The 18,625-nt window shown below is 41.6% G+C and carries 21 protein-coding genes and 1 tRNA gene; 1 reads left to right on the forward strand and 21 read right to left on the reverse strand.

Features of this window, described 5'->3' with window-relative positions; all coding sequences use genetic code 11:
* Positions 1–113: 113 nt before the first annotated feature.
* From phoU to DWV68_RS09875, 17 genes are all read right to left on the reverse strand, one after another.
* A complete protein-coding gene (gene phoU / locus DWV68_RS09795; protein WP_117947481.1) occupies positions 114–758 on the reverse strand; it encodes a phosphate signaling complex protein PhoU in 645 nt (214 codons plus the stop codon).
* Complete coding sequence (pstB, locus tag DWV68_RS09800; RefSeq protein WP_117697924.1) at positions 759–1,517, reverse strand: phosphate ABC transporter ATP-binding protein PstB; 759 nt, start codon at positions 1,515–1,517, stop codon at positions 759–761.
* A complete protein-coding gene (gene pstA, locus DWV68_RS09805; protein WP_117842260.1) occupies positions 1,514–2,380 on the reverse strand; it encodes a phosphate ABC transporter permease PstA in 867 nt (288 codons plus the stop codon). Before pstA ends, pstB begins: the two co-directional genes overlap by 4 nt.
* The gene (gene pstC / locus DWV68_RS09810; RefSeq protein ID WP_117697926.1) at positions 2,380–3,234 is read right to left on the reverse strand and encodes a phosphate ABC transporter permease subunit PstC; all 855 of its coding nucleotides are present in this window, start codon (positions 3,232–3,234) and stop codon (positions 2,380–2,382) included. Before pstC ends, pstA begins: the two co-directional genes overlap by 1 nt.
* A 29-nt stretch (positions 3,235–3,263) precedes the next feature.
* On the reverse strand, positions 3,264–4,211 hold the full coding sequence (locus DWV68_RS09815; RefSeq protein WP_118665673.1) for a substrate-binding domain-containing protein: 948 nt from the start codon (positions 4,209–4,211) through the stop codon (positions 3,264–3,266).
* Between the two features lie 169 nt (positions 4,212–4,380).
* A complete protein-coding gene (locus tag DWV68_RS09820; protein ID WP_118057523.1) occupies positions 4,381–5,208 on the reverse strand; it encodes a PD-(D/E)XK nuclease family transposase in 828 nt (275 codons plus the stop codon).
* 319 nt (positions 5,209–5,527) lie between these two features.
* Entirely contained in the window at positions 5,528–6,172 is a 645-nt protein-coding gene (locus DWV68_RS09825) for a hypothetical protein (protein WP_117842264.1), read from the reverse strand.
* A gap of 281 nt (positions 6,173–6,453) precedes the next feature.
* On the reverse strand, positions 6,454–6,717 hold the full coding sequence (gene rpsR / locus DWV68_RS09830; protein ID WP_022244266.1) for a 30S ribosomal protein S18: 264 nt from the start codon (positions 6,715–6,717) through the stop codon (positions 6,454–6,456).
* Positions 6,718–6,737: 20 nt separating this feature from the next.
* A complete protein-coding gene (locus DWV68_RS09835) occupies positions 6,738–7,178 on the reverse strand; it encodes a single-stranded DNA-binding protein (RefSeq protein WP_118665675.1) in 441 nt (146 codons plus the stop codon).
* Positions 7,179–7,201: 23 nt separating this feature from the next.
* The gene (gene rpsF, locus DWV68_RS09840) at positions 7,202–7,492 is read right to left on the reverse strand and encodes a 30S ribosomal protein S6 (RefSeq protein ID WP_022244268.1); all 291 of its coding nucleotides are present in this window, start codon (positions 7,490–7,492) and stop codon (positions 7,202–7,204) included.
* 124 nt (positions 7,493–7,616) lie between these two features.
* Positions 7,617–7,832 (reverse strand): DUF951 domain-containing protein, encoded by a 216-nt coding sequence (locus DWV68_RS09845; RefSeq protein WP_117842265.1) that lies wholly within the window; start codon positions 7,830–7,832, stop codon positions 7,617–7,619.
* Positions 7,833–7,890: 58 nt separating this feature from the next.
* Positions 7,891–8,607 (reverse strand): NAD-dependent protein deacylase, encoded by a 717-nt coding sequence (locus tag DWV68_RS09850; protein WP_022244270.1) that lies wholly within the window; start codon positions 8,605–8,607, stop codon positions 7,891–7,893.
* 39 nt (positions 8,608–8,646) lie between these two features.
* Entirely contained in the window at positions 8,647–9,486 is an 840-nt protein-coding gene (gene srtB / locus DWV68_RS09855; RefSeq protein ID WP_117947474.1) for a class B sortase, read from the reverse strand.
* A 263-nt stretch (positions 9,487–9,749) separates the two neighbouring features.
* Positions 9,750–9,823, reverse strand: a tRNA-Met gene (locus DWV68_RS09860).
* Between the two features lie 189 nt (positions 9,824–10,012).
* Positions 10,013–10,537 carry a spore maturation protein gene (locus DWV68_RS09865; protein ID WP_022244272.1) on the reverse strand — a complete coding sequence of 175 codons (525 nt, stop codon included), beginning with the start codon at positions 10,535–10,537 and terminating at the stop codon, positions 10,013–10,015.
* 65 nt (positions 10,538–10,602) lie between these two features.
* Entirely contained in the window at positions 10,603–11,304 is a 702-nt protein-coding gene (locus tag DWV68_RS09870) for a response regulator transcription factor (RefSeq protein WP_118088367.1), read from the reverse strand.
* Complete coding sequence (locus DWV68_RS09875; RefSeq protein ID WP_118088368.1) at positions 11,304–11,918, reverse strand: nucleoside recognition domain-containing protein; 615 nt, start codon at positions 11,916–11,918, stop codon at positions 11,304–11,306. Before DWV68_RS09875 ends, DWV68_RS09870 begins: the two co-directional genes overlap by 1 nt.
* A 169-nt stretch (positions 11,919–12,087) precedes the next feature.
* On the opposite strand from DWV68_RS09875, the gene DWV68_RS09880 reads away from it, so the two are divergent.
* On the forward strand, positions 12,088–13,848 hold the full coding sequence (locus tag DWV68_RS09880; protein WP_118088369.1) for a DUF885 domain-containing protein: 1,761 nt from the start codon (positions 12,088–12,090) through the stop codon (positions 13,846–13,848).
* A gap of 1 nt (position 13,849) precedes the next feature.
* Here the strand turns inward: DWV68_RS09880 and DWV68_RS09885 are convergent, their stop codons facing one another.
* From DWV68_RS09885 to DWV68_RS09900, 4 genes are read right to left on the reverse strand one after another with little or no spacing between them, the layout of a single operon-like run.
* The gene (locus DWV68_RS09885) at positions 13,850–15,187 is read right to left on the reverse strand and encodes a glycoside hydrolase family 30 protein (protein ID WP_118088370.1); all 1,338 of its coding nucleotides are present in this window, start codon (positions 15,185–15,187) and stop codon (positions 13,850–13,852) included.
* Between the two features lie 12 nt (positions 15,188–15,199).
* A complete protein-coding gene (locus DWV68_RS09890) occupies positions 15,200–15,949 on the reverse strand; it encodes a response regulator transcription factor (RefSeq protein WP_117697934.1) in 750 nt (249 codons plus the stop codon).
* Positions 15,949–17,754 carry a sensor histidine kinase gene (locus tag DWV68_RS09895; RefSeq protein WP_117697935.1) on the reverse strand — a complete coding sequence of 602 codons (1,806 nt, stop codon included), beginning with the start codon at positions 17,752–17,754 and terminating at the stop codon, positions 15,949–15,951. The genes DWV68_RS09890 and DWV68_RS09895 overlap by 1 nt, the downstream gene beginning before the upstream one ends.
* A 17-nt stretch (positions 17,755–17,771) precedes the next feature.
* Positions 17,772–18,623 carry a carbohydrate ABC transporter permease gene (locus DWV68_RS09900; protein ID WP_197420848.1) on the reverse strand — a complete coding sequence of 284 codons (852 nt, stop codon included), beginning with the start codon at positions 18,621–18,623 and terminating at the stop codon, positions 17,772–17,774.
* Between the last annotated feature and the right edge of the window lie 2 nt (positions 18,624–18,625).

The raw sequence follows: 18,625 nt of genomic DNA on the forward strand, positions 1-18,625 counted from the left end.
ATACACCATATACACTTTAGAGACTTTTTGCAAGGATATTTTATCAGTTTGTAAGAATTATGTATAAGCAGTGTAAAAAATGTACTTATTTTTTCTCTTTTGTCTAAGAATTTTTAGTCAATATGACTTCCCGTAATAGAATAGATGACCCACTCCGCAATATTGGTAGCATGGTCGCCGATACGTTCAAAATATTTGGCTACCATAAGGATATCTGCTGCCTGCTCGCCATTTTTTGCACTCTTATTAATCATCTGGATTAAATCCTGTTTTACTTTCATAAAAAGGTCATCCACAACATCATCCTGTGCGATTACTTTCTTTGCCAGCTCCATATCGCGTTTTACAAAGGCATCAATGCTCTTGATAACCATGTCTGTGGTTTCCTTTGCCATACCCTGAATCTCTTCCGGGCTGATGATATACGGTTCATCAGACATCAGCAGTGTCATCTCGGAAATATCACCGGCATGGTCACCGATTCGCTCCATATCGGTAATCATTTTTAATGCTGCAGAAATCAGGCGCAAATCTCTTGCCACCGGCTGTTGCTGCAATAAAAGCTTCATGCATAAGGATTCAATATCACGCTCCTGATGGTCGATTTCCACATCATATGCCATTGCTTCCTTGGCTTTTTCCGTATCCTGGTTTACCAGGGCAGAAACTGCCATTTCAATGGCATGCTCTATCATGCTTCCCATCTGGATTAATTCATTGTTTAACTGTTCTAGCTGTCTGTCAAAACGATTACGCATTTAACCGAACCTCCCTGTAATATAATCTTCTGTCCGTTTGTCTGTTGGAACGGAGAATAATTTTTCGGTATCTCCACTCTCAATAATCTCTCCCAATAAGAAAAATACTGTTTTATCCGATACTCGGGTTGCCTGCTGCATATTGTGGGTTACCATAATAATGGTATAATCTTTTTTTAATTCGATTACCAGATCCTCAATTTTGGAAGTGGAAATCGGATCCAGTGCAGAAGTCGGCTCATCCATCAGGATTACTTCCGGCTGTACTGCCAGTGCTCTTGCAATACAAAGTCTCTGCTGCTGTCCACCGGACATTCCCAATGCACTCTTATTCAGACGATCCTTTACTTCATCCCAGATAGCTGCCTGACGCAGGGATGTCTCCACGATTTCATTTAATTTGGCTTTGTTGTGGATACCGTGGGTTCTCGGACCGTATGCAATGTTGTCATAGATACTCATCGGAAATGGATTTGGCTTCTGGAATACCATTCCCACACGCTTTCTAAGCTGGCTGACATCCATGCCGCTGTATATATTTTCACCGTCTAATCTTACGTCTCCGGTAATCTTACAGCCCTCTACCAAATCATTCATTCTGTTTAATGTTTTTAAAAATGTTGACTTTCCACACCCGGATGGTCCGATAAATGCAGTTATCTCTTTTGCATTGATATCAAGATTCACATCTTTTAATGCGTGGAAATCTCCGTAATATAAGTCAAGTCCTTTGACAGAAAATTTTGCCTGCTCACTCATTTTACTTCTCCATCTCCTTTCGTGAATTTTCTGGCTATCAACGTTGATACACCATTTATCAGTAATACAATAACCAGAAGGACTACGCCGGTTGCATAAGCTTCATTGGTATGTAAGCCCTCTCTGGAAAGGGAATACATATGAACGGCCAAGGTTCGTCCGGATGCCATCAGGTTTGGTGCAAGGTCTGCTACCGTTCCTGCAGTATAAATCAGTGCTGCGGTCTCTCCTACAATTCGTCCTACTGCCAGAATGATTCCGGACAAGATTCCAGGCATCGCAGATGGGAGTACGATACGGAATACCGTACGAAGTCTTCCGGCTCCCAATCCAAAGCTTCCTTCCCGGTAGGTATCCGGTACACAGAGTAATGCTTCTTCTGTTGTTCGCATGATAACCGGCAATACCATAATGGCAAGGGTTGCCGCACCGGCTAACATGGAATAACCCCAGTGCAGATAAGTTACGAAAAATAACATACCAAACAGACCATATATAATAGAAGGGATACCGGTTAAGGTCTCTGCCGTAATTCTTACTACTTTAACCAGTTTACTTCCCTTCGGTGCATATTCCACCAGATAAACTGCGGCTCCGATTCCAAGCGGTACTGCAAAAAGCAGGGAAAACAGCGTCATTTCCAGTGTATTTATCATTGCCGGAAGCATGGATACGTTATCCGAATTATATTCCAATGCGAAAAGACCTGGTTTTAAATATGGCACACCGTGAATCAATATGTACGCCACCAGATAAAGTAATACTGCTACTGTTATAATTGCCGCTGCTACTACCAGCAGTAATAAAAGGAAGGAACCCGGATGCTTTTTATAAGAATTCATTTTATCTTTGAATTTTGTCATTATTCTTTATCCGCCTTTCCTTTTACAATTGAAAATACCAGATTGATAATAAGGATAAATACAAACAACACAACGCCGGTTGCAATCAATGCCTCACGATGCAGGTCCGTTGCATAACCCATTTCAATTACGATATTTGTTGTCAGGGTACGTACACCCTTAAATATACTGTTCGGAATACGTGCCTGGTTACCTACTACCATCATAACCGCCATGGTCTCACCAATGGCACGGCCGATTCCCAAGATGACTGCTGCCATAATTCCTGATTTTGCTGCCGGAACCACGGTTTTAAAAACACTCCGCTCATGGGTTGCGCCAAGTGCCAGTGCACCTTCATAATAATGCTCCGGCACTGCACGGATTGCAGCTTCCGATACACTGATTATGGTTGGAAGTATCATGATTCCAAGAAGAATCGATGCTGTAAATATACTGTTTCCATTTCCTTTAAAATGTTCTCTTACAAATGGTACTATGACTACCAGACCAAAGAATCCATATACGATGGACGGGATTCCTGCTAACAGATCTACCATCGGCTTTAAGAAGCTATGAAGCTTCTTCGGGCAAAATCTTGCCATAAAGATTGCCATTAAAATCCCAATTGGTACTCCCACCACAATTGCTCCGGCGGTTACATAGATACTGCCTAAAATCATCGGGAAGATCCCGTAGAGGTTATTTCCCGGTTTCCATTTTGTACCTAGCAGAAAGTCCGGCAATCCGATTTCTTTGATTGCCGGTATTCCATTTGCAAAAAGGAAAACACAGATTAAGGCAACAGCCAGTATGGAGAAACTGGCTGTGAGTAAGAATACTATTTTCATTGCTTTTTCTTTGAAATTATTCATACTGTTCTTACCTTATTCTACTTGCAGATTTATTTTGCAACTTCATCCCAGGTTGTTACTGCACCTGTGAAGATATCCTTTACATTATCTGAACTCATCTCATCCATTGGGTTACTGTTGTTTACTACTACTGCGATACCATCCATTGCAATTACCTGTGCGGTAAGTCCACCTTCTGTTTCGCTTTCTTTTAATTCTCTGGAAGCCATTCCGATATCACAGGTTCCTTCCATTGCTGCTGTCATACCTGTTGTAGAATCAGATTCCTGAAGTTCGATTTCTGCATCTTTGTTGATTGCTTTGTATGCTTCAATTAATTTCTCCATTACAGGTGTTACAGAAGAAGAACCAGCTACTACGATTTTTCCGGTAGAACCATCCGATGTAAATGCTCCGTTGCTTCCCTGTGAAATATAACCATTGTCTTCGATTACTTTCTGTCCTTCATCACTCATGATGTAGTTGATGAAATCTGCTGCAAGTCCTGTTGCATCACCTTTCGTTGCGATGTTAAATGGTCTTGCGATTTTGTATGTACCAGCTTTGATATTTTCTGCAGTTGCTTCTGCTCCGTCAATCTTTAATGCCTTTACGGTATCATTTAAAGAACCAAGTGATACATAACCGATTGCATATTCATCACCTGCTACAGATGTAAGCATTACTTCTGTACTGTTTGTGATGTTTGCTTCCTCTGTTGTGTTATCAATTTTATTTCCATCTGCATCTTTCTCTTCGATACCGAACAGCTCGATGAATGCTCCTCTTGTTCCGGAACCATCTTCTCTGGACTGTACATTGATCATTTCACTGGTATCAAAATCTGATGCTGCGTCGCTGCTATCTGTGTTTGTGTCTGCTTCTGCTGTTGTGTCAGCCTGGCTGTCGTTTGATGTAGTATCTTTGCTTCCACATCCTGTTAAAGCGCTGATTGCTAATGCTCCTACAATCATTACGGATAATAATTTCTTCTTCATTTTCTTTCCTCCAAAATGATTTATTTTTTTCTTTCTCGTCCTCGTGACAATTGCTATCATAATGGAAGAACGTAAAATGCAAAGCTATGGTTTTGTAAATTGTATGTAAAAAAGCAGGTATATCAAAACTATGATATGCCTGCTTTCAATATTTTAATGTAGTTCTTCTTTATTTATCATACATTTCTAAAATTTCCAGTGCATTTTCTTCTTTTACGCCTAATTCTTCCTTTAATAATTCCACTATCTCATCTTTGGATTTTTCAAATCGGCGACCAAGACGTATGATTTCCTCTGCTTTTCCTTCTGCTTCGCCCTGTTTCCGAATCCGCTCTTCTCTCTCAAAACTCTTCATATATGCAAGACCTACCTCTCCATCCCGCTTAACTGCCGTTACCATCCGATGTAACTTTTTCAAGTTTTCAGATGGAGCATTCTCTATGGATGAATGCTCCATGTAATGCAGTAGCTGTTTTAATTCCTCCGGCGGGTTTCCTTCCCTTCCCCTTGTATACAAGAATATCGTCTGTGCGCCATCCTCATATTCTAATTCCGGTACTTCGATACATCCATTTTTGATTGTATACACCATACGATTCAATCCAAAGGGATCATAAGTTGTAATAAAGATTACGATGACATTCCGAAGACTCCCATAGGTATCCCCTGCCGTCAGATTGCCTGCGTCAATCTTCGCATGGTAAAACCGGACTCTTCGTGGCAGTGATACGATTTCTTCTTTCCCGTCATTCTGGTCTGGTTCTATATCAAAGATTTCTCCGTTTTCTTCATCCAGATATACATCCAGCCGAATGCCGTGAGTCTCTGTATTCTCTCCGCAGAAGAAACGTTGTGGCACTACCGTAAGCTTTCCTATCTGCCGATGCAGAATACATTCCAAAATGTATCTCGCCGACTGTTCCCCATAAATTTTGTGGCTGGTCAGGCTGTTTACCAGAAAGTCATCCACCAGATTTAGTTCTTCTAAAGTTTTCATGTTTCCTCCTTTTCCCATAATGCACGGAAAAGCAGGACTGCATATCTCATTTTCGATTCTGAAATTCCGCCTATCCAATGCACTATGCGTTCATTAATTGTAATTAGAATTTAAAAGCATAGAATTCATTGAATTGATACCAGAAATTTAGATTGGCTTTTGCCATTCGAAAATTAGAATATATGCTTTGTGTTGATTGTAACAAATGCCCTTAAAGAAAACAAGTAAAACATTTATAAAATTATTAATAAGAAGAAGGCAGGTAACTGCTTTTGCAATTACCTGCCTTCTTCTTATTAATAATGATTTCTGATTTTAATTACTCTGTTGCTACATCTAATAATGCTTCATCAAGCTCTGTCATGCTTCCATCAGAAATGCTGTATACGTTGTCTTCTCCAATCACTTCTACAACAACTTCCTGTGGATCATTATATGTGATGCTGTCTACTCTTGCACTCATAAGATCATACATCATCTGATACATCTGTTCATACATTTCATCCTCTGTTGGATAAGCATCTGCATCAAAGGAATTTGCCCACTCTGTGAACTCTGTCATAAGTTCTTCCTGGATTCCGTTGAAAAGACCTGTCATCTGCTCAATTTCAACAGTTACATAATATCCGTCTTTGTCATCCATCTTCTCAGCATCTTTCACGGTATATTTTGCTTTTGCATATACATCTTTAAAAAGCTGACGATAGCTGTTGCTTAACTCATCGGATAAGTTGAACTGATCCATCTCTGTCATCATAGCATCGATGTTAGATTCGTAATCAGATTCTGCCTGCTCTTTGCTTCGGCCGGTCATTTTCATGTACTGCTCTGTCTCTCCTTTTGTTAAAAGATCAAGGCATGACTCTACATAAGCTGCTGCATCAAATTTTCCACAGCCAGCCAGGTTTACTACCATCATTACGGCAACTAAACCAGTTACTAATGCTTTCTTCAATGTTTTCATGATAATTTCTCCCTTACATTCATTGTTCTTTAGCGCATTAACACAGTTACATGGAATAATATACCATACCTTATTCTATTTCGCAACCGATTTTACTTCTCTGGTTTTAAATCTGTATGCAGGCATGCGATTTTCTCGCTACATGGAACAAAGAATGTGCCAAGGTACATCCTCGCGGAGCGGCTTTTACTTTACAGGAAAGCAATTTCCTGTAAAGTACAAAAAGGACGATTCTTTCGAATCGTCCTTTTGTATACGTTGTGTACCTGCCGGTTTCAGAATTAATCCTGAACGTAAGGCATAATTGCGATATGACGTGCTCTCTTGATAGCAACTGTCAAAGCTCTCTGATGTTTTGCACAGTTTCCTGTAATTCTTCTTGGAAGAATTTTTCCTCTCTCAGAGATATATCTTTTTAACTTATTTACATCTTTATAATCGATGGTGTTGTCTTTTCCACAGAAAACACAAACTTTCTTTCTTCTGTGCATTCCGCCTCTTCTTCTCATTGGCGCACCATCTCTGTCTGTCTTATTGAAAGCCATGGCTATTACCTCCTATTGATTTAGTTAAATGGTAATTCCTCATCAATTCCGTCAGGGATATTCATAAATCCATCGCCTGCACTGCTTGGTGAAGGTCTGTCAGCCGGTGCAAAACCGCCTGCATTGTCGGATGCTGATTTACTCTCAGCAAATTCCTGCTCTTCTATTATGACATCAGTGGCATATACTTTCTGACCGTCTTTGTTGGTGTAACTTCCGGTCTGGATACGACCTGTTACAAGTACCTTAATTCCTTTATGGAAATATTTCTCAGCAAACTCTCCTGCTCTTCCAAATGCCACGCAGTTGATAAAATCAGCGGTCTGCCCATCATTCCCTTCACGTCTGCCTCTGCGGTCTACAGCCAGTGAATATCTTGCGATTGCCATCTGGTTATCTCCGCTGGAGTAACGAACCTCCGGGTCTCTTGTTAAACGTCCCATAAGTATAACTTTATTCATACCACTTTCTCCTTCTCTTCTATTTATGCCTCGTCTTTTCTAACGCATAAGAAACGAAGTACGTTGTCCATAATACGAACATTCTGCTCTACTTCTGCCGGAACAGATGATTCTGCCTCGAACTGGATGAAATAGTAGAAGCCGTCGCTCATTTTCTGAATGTCGTAAGCTAATTTCTTCTTACCCCACTCTTCTACTTCTGTTACAGTTCCACCTGCACGAGTGATATACTCTTTTGCTCTCTCAACTGTAGCAGTTCTGACATCGTCTTCGATCTTGGCATTCACAACAAGTGCTAATTCATATTTGTTCATGCTAGATTTACCTCCTTTTGGTCTCTGGCCTCCTGTCTATGCGGGAAGCAAGGAATTTTTACATATCACGAGCCTATATGATAGCATAATCTGACCCGTTTCGCAAGTGTTTTTCTTATTATTCTTACGATTCTGTTTCATTTTTTTGCTCACTTTTTTTTCGAAGACCTTTGGTATTCTTCTCCACCAGTTTTCTGGCAATCATAATCTGATGGTCACAACCCATGCATTTCAACCGGAAATCCGCTCCTACCCGAAGAATTTCCCACTCCTGGCTTCCACAGGGATGCTGTTTTTTTAATTTTACAATATCGCCTACTTCGTATTGATAATTATTCATGTCGTCCCTTTCTTCTATGATTATCTTCTATATTATTAGGTAATTTCTTCTGCCTCTTTCAGACCTCTGACAATACGGCTCCGATGCTGCCCTGTATCAGTAAGTCTGCCCGGTTGTCCAATGGCGTGGTGGACTTATTAATCAGCACCAGCTTATTGCCCCGGTAATAATCGATAAGTCCTGCTGCAGGATATACTGCCAGTGAAGTACCTCCGATGATGAGCATATCTGCATGGCTGATATAATACACCGCATCCTCTAAGGTCTGCTGGTCTAAGCCTTCCTCATATAAAACCACATCCGGCTTGATGCTGCCGCCGCATTCATCACAGGTTGGAATTCCACTGCTCTTTAAAATATATTCGGCATCAAATAGCTTTCCGCAGCTCTGGCAGTAGTTCCGGTGGACACTGCCATGAAGCTCTAATACCTTTTTACTGCCGGCTGCCTGATGCAGTCCATCAATATTCTGCGTCACAACCGCCTTTAATTTACCGGCTGCCTCAAGCTCTGCCAATTTCTTATGTGCCGCGTTAGGCTTTGCATCCAGGCACAGCATTTTATCCCGGTAGAATCGGTAAAATTCTTCTTTTTTACGCATATAAAAGCTGTGGCTTAAGATGGTTTCCGGCGGATAATCGTATTTCTGGTTATAAAGTCCGTCCACACTCCTGAAATCCGGAATGCCGCTCTCCGTAGATACACCTGCACCTCCAAAGAATACAATATTATCTGAGTCCATGACCCATTGCTTTAATGTCTCGATACCATCCATTCTGCTGCCTCCTGTTCCATTAAAAGTAGTCTTTCTCTTTTATTCCGCTTCGCTTTCTGTGCCTGCATTCTCCTCTGCCGGCGCCACGTCACCGTTTGGAACTGCCTCTGTCTGTACCGCATGTACCAAGAAACGGTAATCATAGCCTGCTTTGTTGCAGGTCATCAATGTAATTACTTTATCCTCTGGTGTTACCTCTACGCCGGTATCATACGCTGACTGCGCCTTTACACCATCTAAGAATTCCTGAAACTGCTCATCGGATGCAAACTGGGTATAGAAATCCACTTCATTATCCACTCTTGCCAGATAACAGGAAAAAATATCATAACGGTAGGTATAATCCGGTGTATAAATATAAAAATACGGATTTTCTTTATAAAATTCCTCATCCTTATAGTTATTTAATTTACCAAACATGGTCTTGTCCTTCATATTATGACCATAGATGAAGGTATTCTGGTCAGAAAAATCAGCATGATTGTTGGCATCCATGAAAATACTTGCCGCTGTTACAGCCTGTCCCTCAAAGGTATGCTTCAGATAATATTCATTATCCTCTCCCTGCATAATCGGATAGCTGATATCAATATTTTCAAACCGGATCCAGCCGATGCAGTCCGGGTTCAGCTCCTTTAATCCGGAAAAATCTACGGTAAATTCTCCGTTTTCTTCCGTACTGCTTTCATCCTTTGGCTGCTCCCTGACATATTTCTGCAGTCCCTTATATTCATGGCTTCCTTTCCAGTAAGTAATTCCATACAGAATCAATCTTACTGCCGCATACAAAAATACTGCCAGTGCCAGCAGAAATAAAATCCGAAACAGGATATTCTGCTGCTTTTTCTTCTTTCGCTCATTTTTAATCTTTCCTGTCATTGTCACACCCCTTATTTTTCTCTATTTGCTGCAATAGACCTACAGAATCTGCCACTGGCAGCTTCTTACGGATGCGTTGGTAACTGCGAGCAACTCGCGTAAAAAAGAATGTGCCTTGGCACATTCTCGCGCCTGCGGCGGTCGATTGCGACATCTACCTTATACGCCGCAGTGCGCATCCTCGCGGAGCGTTTTTTACTTTACAGGAAAGCAATTTCCTGTAAACTAAGAAAACCACCGCCCATAAGGCAGTGGTTAAAGAGTTGCGGGAACAGGATTTGAACCTGTGACCTTCGGGTTATGAGCCCGACGAGCTTCCAGACTGCTCCATCCCGCGCTATTTATTTGCAAAAGCTATTATAGTCCTTCCTTCTGCAAATGTCAAATTTCTATGTCCCTGCCTTACATAATATACAGTTACAAGCACTTTTATTCCTGATTTTTGAAGAATTGTATCTTCATCATCTGAAGTCCTGTACAGTCTTCGTCAACCCAGAAAAAGTGTAGCACACTATTTATGGAAAGTCTACACCCGTCCCGCCAAAAAGATACTTGCCGCAATTCCTGCCAGCGTAGCAAACAATGCCCCCGGAAGTGTAAAGCCGGTCTTTCGTACTTTTACCGACATAAAATAAATTGACATGGTATAAAAAATGGTCTCGGTGCAGCTTAACATGACAGAGGCTGCCATTCCTACAAAGGAATCACATCCGGCTTCCTTGTATAAATCCACCAGCAGTCCGGTTGCCGCCGAGGAGGAAAACATTTTGACAATGGCAATGGGGATAAGCTCGGAAGGGATTCCGATATGTTTCGTCCAGCCCATGCAGGTAGTAGAAATGAAGTCCAACAGCCCGGAGGCTCTTAGGATCCCGACTGCTACCATAAGTCCCACCAGCGTTGGCAGAATTCCGACCACTGTCTGTATGCCCTCTTTTGCTCCCTTTAAGAAATCGTCATATACATTTTTCTTCATCAGAATGCCGAATCCTACTATGTAAAAGACCAGTATCGGAATCAGGGCATCTGACAGGAACATAAGAAAGCGCATCCTCATTCTCCTGCTAAGAGCTTCTTTTTCATTCTATGCAGGCAGGAGAACTATCATGCCTCTTTTTACTGCTTCCGCAGGCGCAGCCCCACGCCCTTGCGGGTTTCGATGTAATCCCTGCCGCTTAATTCCCGCAGTTTCCGTCGTAAGTTGCTGGCATGGACTTTGATGGAACTTTCCACACAGTCCGGTGTATCTTCTGCAATTTCGTCTAACAGCGTGGTCTTTGTCACTGTCCGTCCGTTCCGCTGTATCAGGCATTTTAAAATAGCAGCTTCTGTTCTGGTAAGCTTCGTAGTCTGCCCGCCAATGGTCGCCAGCCGCTTCTCGATATCCAGCTTTATCTCTTCGTAATAGAAAAATCTTACTTTCTCTTTTTCTGCCGGAATCTTACTCAGACGTACTTCCACCCGGATGCGGAATTCCTGTATATCAAAGGGCTTTCTGATATAATCGTCTGCCCGTTCTATGCATTTTTTACACCGTTCAAAAACAGAGCCGGTTTTCTCCGGCCGAATCAATAGCAGTGGCTTTGCCTGCACCAGGGCGAGGAAGGTATTCTCCCATTTTGCTGCTGCATCCTCTTTTCCGGCAAATTCCTTCTGCTCAAGGTCTAATACCACCATATCCACAATAACCTGCTGAAATAACTCCCCGACATCTGCGAGGGAATCCGCCCGCACTGTAAAATAGCCTTTTTCATCCAGTACCTGCTCCATGGCATCCCCCAATGCTTTATCCTGTTCGATGATTCCTATGGTATACATTAATCCGTTCTCCTTCGACTTACAATCCGGCAGAAAATGACTGCCGTTGCTGTGCTGATAATGGTCGCTGCAAGTCCCGGCCCCACCACAGCAGCCGGATGCACCGAGCCGTACTGACTGCGGTATGCCACAATGTTCATGGGAATCAGTTGCAGAGACGATATGTTGATAATCAAAAAGGTACACATTTCCTTTGTGGCATTTCCGGAATACTTCTGTATGTTTTTTCCGGCTGCCTTAAGTCTGGCAATATGTAACTCCTGTAATTGCTGCATTGCCTTTAATCCTGCCGGCGTTGCCGCCCAGCCAAGCCCTAACATATTGGCTATCATGTTGACTGCTATGTAATGATTGACAGGATGGTCATCGGGTATATCCGGGAAGAGAAATGTCAGCACCGGCCGCATTTTCTTTACTGCCGCTTTTACAATGCCGCTGCATTCCGCAATTTTCATCATTCCCATCCAGAACGCCATGACTCCTGTCATCGTAATGGCTAATGCCACTGCTTCTTTGGCAGAGTTTACTGCTGCCTCGGTCACTTCCGGCAGTGTTCCGTTGATTGCACCGTAGAGCACTCCCGCAAGAATCATAAATCCCCACAGATAATTCATTTCGAACCTCTTTTGCTTTCCCGTTACTCTACTATATGCAGTTTTCCCGGAAGGAACTACTTTCTCTGGTGATTATAGCACACCCTCTTCTGCCATATCACGTTCTTTTGTCATATCGATACGATTTTTTTCATATTCTTTGTTGAACACTCTTCATCCGAGGCCGTCTATGCTGCACAAATATATTTCTCCTTTTCTGATAACCATTTGCTTTGCTTTATCCTTATTTCTTCTAAGCGGGTGCAGCAAAGACCAGTCGGCTTCTGATTCCGGTTATATTGCGCCGGATTCCATTTCCTTTGAGGAATATACCAGTCTTTTATTTCAAAGCGAAGTAACCTCCGATACCCTGACCCTTCACTATACCTTAAGCCAGCCGGAAGTCTATGGTATTACCGATTATAAAATTGCTCTGCCGGATTATTCTGCCGATGCCAGAAAGCAATCTGCCTTAAATATCGAAAATATCTCCTGTGGGTTACAGTCCTATGACTATGAGGTACTGACCACCGAGCAGAAGCTGACCTATGATATTTTAAATGACTATGTCTCTTCTAACCGCAGTCAGTCGGACTATACCTATTACCCGGAAATCCTGCGTCCTTCCACGGGATTTCCTGCCCAGCTTCCGATCCTGCTATCAGAATACCATTTCTATGACCGCAAAGATGTGGAGGATTATCTGACTCTGCTTTCACTGATCCCATCCTGCTTTGATTCTGTCTTAGATTATGAAACGAATAAAATCAATGAGGGACTTTTTCTTTCGGATACCCAGGCGGATACGCTGATTGCAGACTTAAATACCTTCTGTGATAACAGTTCTGAGCATTATCTGATTACTACTTTTCGTAATAAAGTAGCGGAACTTCCTGATTTAACAGCAGAGGAACAGGCTTCCTACTGTATCGAAAATGAAGCTGCTTTTAGAGAATATGTTCTGCCAGCCTATGAAGCTTTGCGGGATTTTCTGGTGGAGCACAAAGGTAGTGGCAGTAACTCCGCCGGACTTTGCTATTTTCCGGATGGCTCAGACTATTATGCTGCTTTGGTTTATGATGCCACCGGCTCTTCCCATTCCATAGATGAACTTTTAGAAATGACGGAAAAGCAACGGAAATCCGACCTTCTTGCCATCAACGGGATTGCTGCCAGTCATCCCGGCATTTCTCTTACTACCGATGATTTTCCGCTGAAGGATGCCACCCCGGAAGAGATGCTTACCTGTCTTTCTTCCGCTATTGCAAAGGATTTCCTGCCGCCGGTCTCAACGGATTTTTCTGTCCGCTCCGTGGATCCTTGTATGCAGGATTCCATGGCTCCCGCCTTTTATCTGACGGCCCCTATCGATGACATTTCCCATAATGTCATCTATATCAATCCCCGCAGCCACTACGAAGGCTTCGAGCTTTTCACCACACTGGCGCACGAAGGATTCCCGGGACATCTCTATCAGACTACCACTACGTCTGCCTCCGGCTGTGCACCCATCCGGAGTATTCTCAACTATCCCGGCTATGTAGAGGGCTGGGCAACTTATGTGGAAATGCTCTCTTACTCTTATGCCGGTCTGACGGAGGAAAAGGCTTCGCTCCTTATGCACAACCAGTCCGCTCTTTTGAGCCTCTATGCCACCGCAGATTTATCCATTCATGCAAAGGGTTGGACACTCAGTGACCTTAAGGACTTCTTAAGTGATTATGGCATCGACAATAAGGAAGCCGTCTCCGAAATCTACGACTATATCGTAGCAGAGCCGGCTCATTATCTCAAATATTATATTGGCTGCCTGGAATTCCTTCAGCTAAAGGACTACGCCAAAGAAACCTTCGGGGATTCCTATTCCGATAAACAGTTCCACCAGGCAGTGTTGTCCATCGGTCCTGCACCTTTTGATATTATCCAAAAATACTTAGAATACTATTGGTGAGCTATTGTACAATTACACCTGTTGCAATGGATTCCGGCTCTGATTCAAGACTGACACAGGTATTATCCAGTCTCAAAAAGAAAGGAATCTTCTTCTCTGTACGGTTCAATACTACAAAACTGATTTTATCCTCTTTCTGAAATGCTGTTACTTCCAGTTCGTCTGTATAACGTGTCATTCCAATCCGGATTGCTCCCGGCTCGATAAAATGACTGAAATGCCAGATGTATCCTGCAATATTACTTTCCATCACCACTTTTTTCTTTGTATCAAAGAGAAACGGTGCATCACAGAAATTTCCCACATGATTCGGACCACCCTGCTCATCCAGAAGCAGATTCCAGTCTAAAAATGTCTGCATTCCATTGTTTAAATTACCTATCATATCATGTGCATATTTCTGTGCATTCTTAAGATAATCGTTCGCAGCAAATTTACTGTATTCAATACATGCCTCGGATAAGAGCAGCTTTTTATCCGGAAAACGTTTTTTTATCATCTGCAATGCTTCGAAATGATCTCCACTGTACCAGTGGAATGCCAGACCTGCCACCATATCAGCTGTCTCTCCGGTAAAGATTGTCTCTGCCCATTCCAGCGCACGCTCTTTATTATGATCCCAGATATAAAGTTCTATATCATCAAGATGATGTTCTACCAGTGCAGGATGAAGATAATCTTTTATAAAATCCCGTTCTTCCTGTGCGGTATAAATGCAGGAATCCCATGGCTGCACTGCCTTTGGCTCATTCTGCATCGTCATTTTCGTCACATGATAGCCACGGTATCTGTACTCTTCTATATAACGACACAGATATTCTGCCCACCGTCTTTTATAAGCTTCTTTTAATTTTCCACCGTGATTTCTCTCTCCATTAGTCTTCATATATGCTGGCGGGCTCCATGGAGATAACATAATATCAAGTTTTGCACCATAGGATGCTTCTGCTGCATCTAATAATGGAAGAATATATTTTTCAACCCGTGCAAAAGAAAATTCTGCAAAATCTTTATCTTCTTCATCAGAATCTGCTTCATAATGCTCAATTGAAAAATCACAGCTGTCAATTGGAATCCGCACTAGATTGTATTTCATGTCATTTTTTCCAAAATAAGTCTCTACCAGCTTTTTCTTCTGGCTGTCATCTAACAGGGAATAGACATATCCAGCTGAATCCGTAACTGCTCCACCAAATCCCTCTATTTTCTGCATGGTAATCTGCGGATACAGATTAATTAGTTGATTCTCCTCTCCTCTATCATCTACAAATACATGATGCTCTTCTTTTGTTTCTTTTTTATTGCCTTTATATGTAGTTGTATAATAAGTCAGTTCCATAAACTTCCTCCTTTACCGCTCTTTTATCCGATATTCCTTCGGTGACATTCCTTTGATTTTCTTAAATACTTTGGAGAAATATTTTTCGTCATTAAACCCCACTTTATAAGCAATCTCATAATTTTTAAGGAAATTCTGCTCCAGATAACAGCACGCTCTTTCCACACGGATCTGATTCAGATAATCGGTAAATCCACATTTCAAATTCTGATTCATCAACGTAGAAAGATAGCCTGTGGATATCTGCAGATATTCCGCCACATCTGCCAACGTAAGACTGCTTGCGTAATTTTCTTTCATATATTCTTTGGCTTCACTCACTAGTGGATTCTCTTTTTCTTTATCGGCGGCTGCCTCAGACTGTTCTTTCACAGTCTCTTCTTTTCCAATATATTCATCTGCCAGATTATTCAGCAATGTAAGAATATCTGCTGCACGGACCGGCTTTAAAAGGTACTCTTTGGCTCCGAATTTGATTGCTTTCTGAGCATAAGTAAATTCATCATAACCACTTAGAATGACCGTAATCGGTCTTATCCCGGCTTTAGCTGCTTCCCGCATCACATCCAATCCCGACTTAATTGGCATCTGCACATCCAGTATCATCATGTCTGGCTGTTTTTGATAAATAACATCTAAGGCTTCTTCTCCATTTTCTGCTTCATAAATTTTACTGAAACGGTCTGTATGAAGTCTTAGATATTTCGCAACACCTTTACATATAACATCTTCATCATCTGCGATCAGTAATTTAATCCCCATTAATCTCCCTCCTCAAATGGAATCTCAAGTATTACAGTTGTCCCTTCTCCAACTGTGCTTTCTATTTTCAGAATATATTGCTCATGATACTTCAACTGAAGTCTTTCCCTGATATTTTTTATTGCATATCTTCCAATTCTCTGTTTGGAATAATTGACCGGTTCATTTTCCCATAAAGCATCTATCTGTTCCTGCTTCATTCCTACTCCTGTATCTTTTATTTCAAAATGAATACGGTCTCCGGTACGCGTTCCTGTTATGGTAAGTTTACACGGTTTGCTGACATTTTCAAAACCATGTACAATTGCATTTTCCACAAATGGCTGAATAATCAGTTTGGGAATCTTTGCATCTTTAATTTCATCTGCAATATGTAATTCGTAATTCAGCTTTCTTGGGAAACGCATTTTCTGTATCTTTAAGTACTCCCGGACCAGTTCGAATTCTTTTTCTACCGTAATTATGCTGCGTCCCTGGTTTAAAGTCAGCCGAAACAATGACGACAGTGATAAGATACTCTCTGCAATTTCATCATTACCTGCCTCTGTTGCCTGCCAGTACAAAGAATCCAGCGTATTATACAGGAAATGCGGATTTATCTGTGCCTGCAGTGCGGCCAGCTCACTTTCTTTTTCCGATAAGGTAATCACATAATTCTCATCAATCAGCTTCTTAATCTCTCCGACCATTGCATTAAAGCATTCCGCCACCTGTCCGACTTCGTCATTGGTTTCTACTTTTACCTGCTGCTCAAAATCACCGGCAGAGAATTTTAAAATGGCTTCGCTTACTTTTCGCAACGGATTGGTTACAAGATTTGAAATAATCATAAAAAACGGAAACATGCCAATCAACAGTCCAAACAGTAATGCCAGTGGCATATAAACGACACTTCTTATCTGAGCCTGCACCTGCTGTCTTGGTATAATCTTGCAGGTAATTGCTCCTTCTTTATTCAGCTGGGTACAAATGACTTCATAATCTCCCCAGATGAAATCCTTTTCCCTCTCTCTGTAATCCTGCTGACGGAATTCTTCTGCCGTCAGATATTTTTTTAATTTATCATCCACATCTCCAACGGTTACCAGTTCCCCCGTATGTGGATCTACGACCATTACGGCTTCTCCGCCTTCTTTCACCATATTGGTCATCAGTTCTTCAAATTTACTTTTTCCAACACCTATTACAATAAATCCAAGTCTTTTCTTATGTGACAGATCATAAATTTCCCTGCAGAGCACTACTTTATCTGAGAAATTAGCAAGATACGGTCCACTATCGTCTGCATCCACGCTTTTCCATATCATTCCAAGCTTTGTATCCACCGTTTCCTGATAAATCTGTGTCTGCCGTATATCTTCCATTGTGGAGAGATTTACACTTCCATCCATACCCCTTAAATAAGGTCTTATTCCATTTTCCGGATAGATAGCTATTGTCTTAATCTCTCCACGCATGGAAATCATATCCTGAACCACTTCCATTGGTCCATTATTCTGCCACAATCTTGCATCTGCATTATAAGGAGCAGAATCACGTTCCGATAATAATCCCCTTATCTCCTGGTTAATACAGATATAGGTTGTATAATCTTTTACATCCGATTGTAGCAGACTTATATTCTCTGCTAAGGATTCCACGTTGGCACGGTTACCTTCCAACCGGTCACTGGATGCCTGTTTATAATTATGTACCATCAGGATGCCGCAGATGAGAATCAGTACAGGCGTAAAGATTGCATATGCATAAATAATTAATTTTGCTTTTACACTCAGACCGTTTATCCATTTTCTAATCTTCTGCATCCCTCATGTACCCTCTCTTATCCTTTTACTGCACCCATGGCAACACCCTTGGTGATATGTTTATTCAATATAATATATACAATAACTGCCGGAGCTGCTGTCAATGCCATAACTGCAAACTGTACTGCGTAATTTGACGAATACTCACCGGTAAATTCAAGAACCGAGAATGGAAGTGTCTTCCATTTATCAGAGCTTAAATAGGTACTTGCCATCATAAATTCATTCCAGTTATTTAAGAACGTCATGATTGCTACAGTTGCAATGGAGGATTTTAACATTGGTGTAATAATCTGGAATAAAATACGATATATTCCACAACCATCCATTACTGCTGCTTCCTCTAACTCTACCGGAATGGATTCCATAAAGCTTGTCATTAAGAACAATCCCTGTGGAAGTGAAAATGCAACATATGGTATCAACAATGCCCAGATGGTATCTGTCATTCCCAGGCGGCTGTAAATCTTATAATTCGGAAGCAGTGTCGCATGAATCGGAATCATCAGTCCCATTAATAAAAGTGTTTTTACGAATGTACTTAATTTCCATTTCATTCTACGGCATGCAAATGCCGACATAATAGATACTACAATTACAAGAAGCACTGCTAATCCATTGATTAAAATACTATTCTTCAGATACCAGAGGAAATTACCATCTACAAAAGCTTTTACGTAATTGCCCCACTGGATTTTCTTCGGCATTACCAGAAGTCCGTTGGTAAACATTTCTGAACTGCTCGCCAGTGAAAAATCTAACAGCCAGATTAATGGAAATATCTGTATTACCGCAACTATAATAAGTATAACATACAGGATTGGTTTCGACAGCTTCTTTTTCTTCTTCTTACTTCCGATCATTTCCATAA

The organism is Roseburia sp. AF12-17LB, from assembly GCF_003479605.1.
Classification (GTDB): domain Bacteria; phylum Bacillota; class Clostridia; order Lachnospirales; family Lachnospiraceae; genus Roseburia_C; species Roseburia_C amylophila.

Coding starts and splice junctions, on each gene's coding strand:
- DWV68_RS09825 (WP_117842264.1), bottom strand. CDS start 6,172: ATGAAAACATTGAAGAAAGCATTAGTAACTGGTTTAGTTGCCGTAATG.
- phoU (WP_117947481.1), bottom strand. CDS start 758: ATGCGTAATCGTTTTGACAGACAGCTAGAACAGTTAAACAATGAATTA.
- pstB (WP_117697924.1), bottom strand. CDS start 1,517: ATGAGTGAGCAGGCAAAATTTTCTGTCAAAGGACTTGACTTATATTAC.
- pstA (WP_117842260.1), bottom strand. CDS start 2,380: ATGACAAAATTCAAAGATAAAATGAATTCTTATAAAAAGCATCCGGGT.
- rpsR (WP_022244266.1), bottom strand. CDS start 6,717: ATGGCTTTCAATAAGACAGACAGAGATGGTGCGCCAATGAGAAGAAGA.
- DWV68_RS09820 (WP_118057523.1), bottom strand. CDS start 5,208: ATGAAAACTTTAGAAGAACTAAATCTGGTGGATGACTTTCTGGTAAAC.
- DWV68_RS09895 (WP_117697935.1), bottom strand. CDS start 17,754: ATGCAGAAGATTAGAAAATGGATAAACGGTCTGAGTGTAAAAGCAAAA.
- DWV68_RS09875 (WP_118088368.1), bottom strand. CDS start 11,918: ATGAATTATCTGTGGGGATTTATGATTCTTGCGGGAGTGCTCTACGGT.
- DWV68_RS09900 (WP_197420848.1), bottom strand. CDS start 18,623: ATGGAAATGATCGGAAGTAAGAAGAAGAAAAAGAAGCTGTCGAAACCA.
- DWV68_RS09815 (WP_118665673.1), bottom strand. CDS start 4,211: ATGAAGAAGAAATTATTATCCGTAATGATTGTAGGAGCATTAGCAATC.
- DWV68_RS09870 (WP_118088367.1), bottom strand. CDS start 11,304: ATGTATACCATAGGAATCATCGAACAGGATAAAGCATTGGGGGATGCC.
- DWV68_RS09835 (WP_118665675.1), bottom strand. CDS start 7,178: ATGAATAAAGTTATACTTATGGGACGTTTAACAAGAGACCCGGAGGTT.
- DWV68_RS09865 (WP_022244272.1), bottom strand. CDS start 10,537: ATGCGCTTTCTTATGTTCCTGTCAGATGCCCTGATTCCGATACTGGTC.
- DWV68_RS09880 (WP_118088369.1), top strand. CDS start 12,088: ATGCTGCACAAATATATTTCTCCTTTTCTGATAACCATTTGCTTTGCT.
- rpsF (WP_022244268.1), bottom strand. CDS start 7,492: ATGAACAAATATGAATTAGCACTTGTTGTGAATGCCAAGATCGAAGAC.
- srtB (WP_117947474.1), bottom strand. CDS start 9,486: ATGACAGGAAAGATTAAAAATGAGCGAAAGAAGAAAAAGCAGCAGAAT.
- pstC (WP_117697926.1), bottom strand. CDS start 3,234: ATGAATAATTTCAAAGAAAAAGCAATGAAAATAGTATTCTTACTCACA.
- DWV68_RS09885 (WP_118088370.1), bottom strand. CDS start 15,187: ATGGAACTGACTTATTATACAACTACATATAAAGGCAATAAAAAAGAA.
- DWV68_RS09850 (WP_022244270.1), bottom strand. CDS start 8,607: ATGGATGGTATCGAGACATTAAAGCAATGGGTCATGGACTCAGATAAT.
- DWV68_RS09845 (WP_117842265.1), bottom strand. CDS start 7,832: ATGAATAATTATCAATACGAAGTAGGCGATATTGTAAAATTAAAAAAA.
- DWV68_RS09890 (WP_117697934.1), bottom strand. CDS start 15,949: ATGGGGATTAAATTACTGATCGCAGATGATGAAGATGTTATATGTAAA.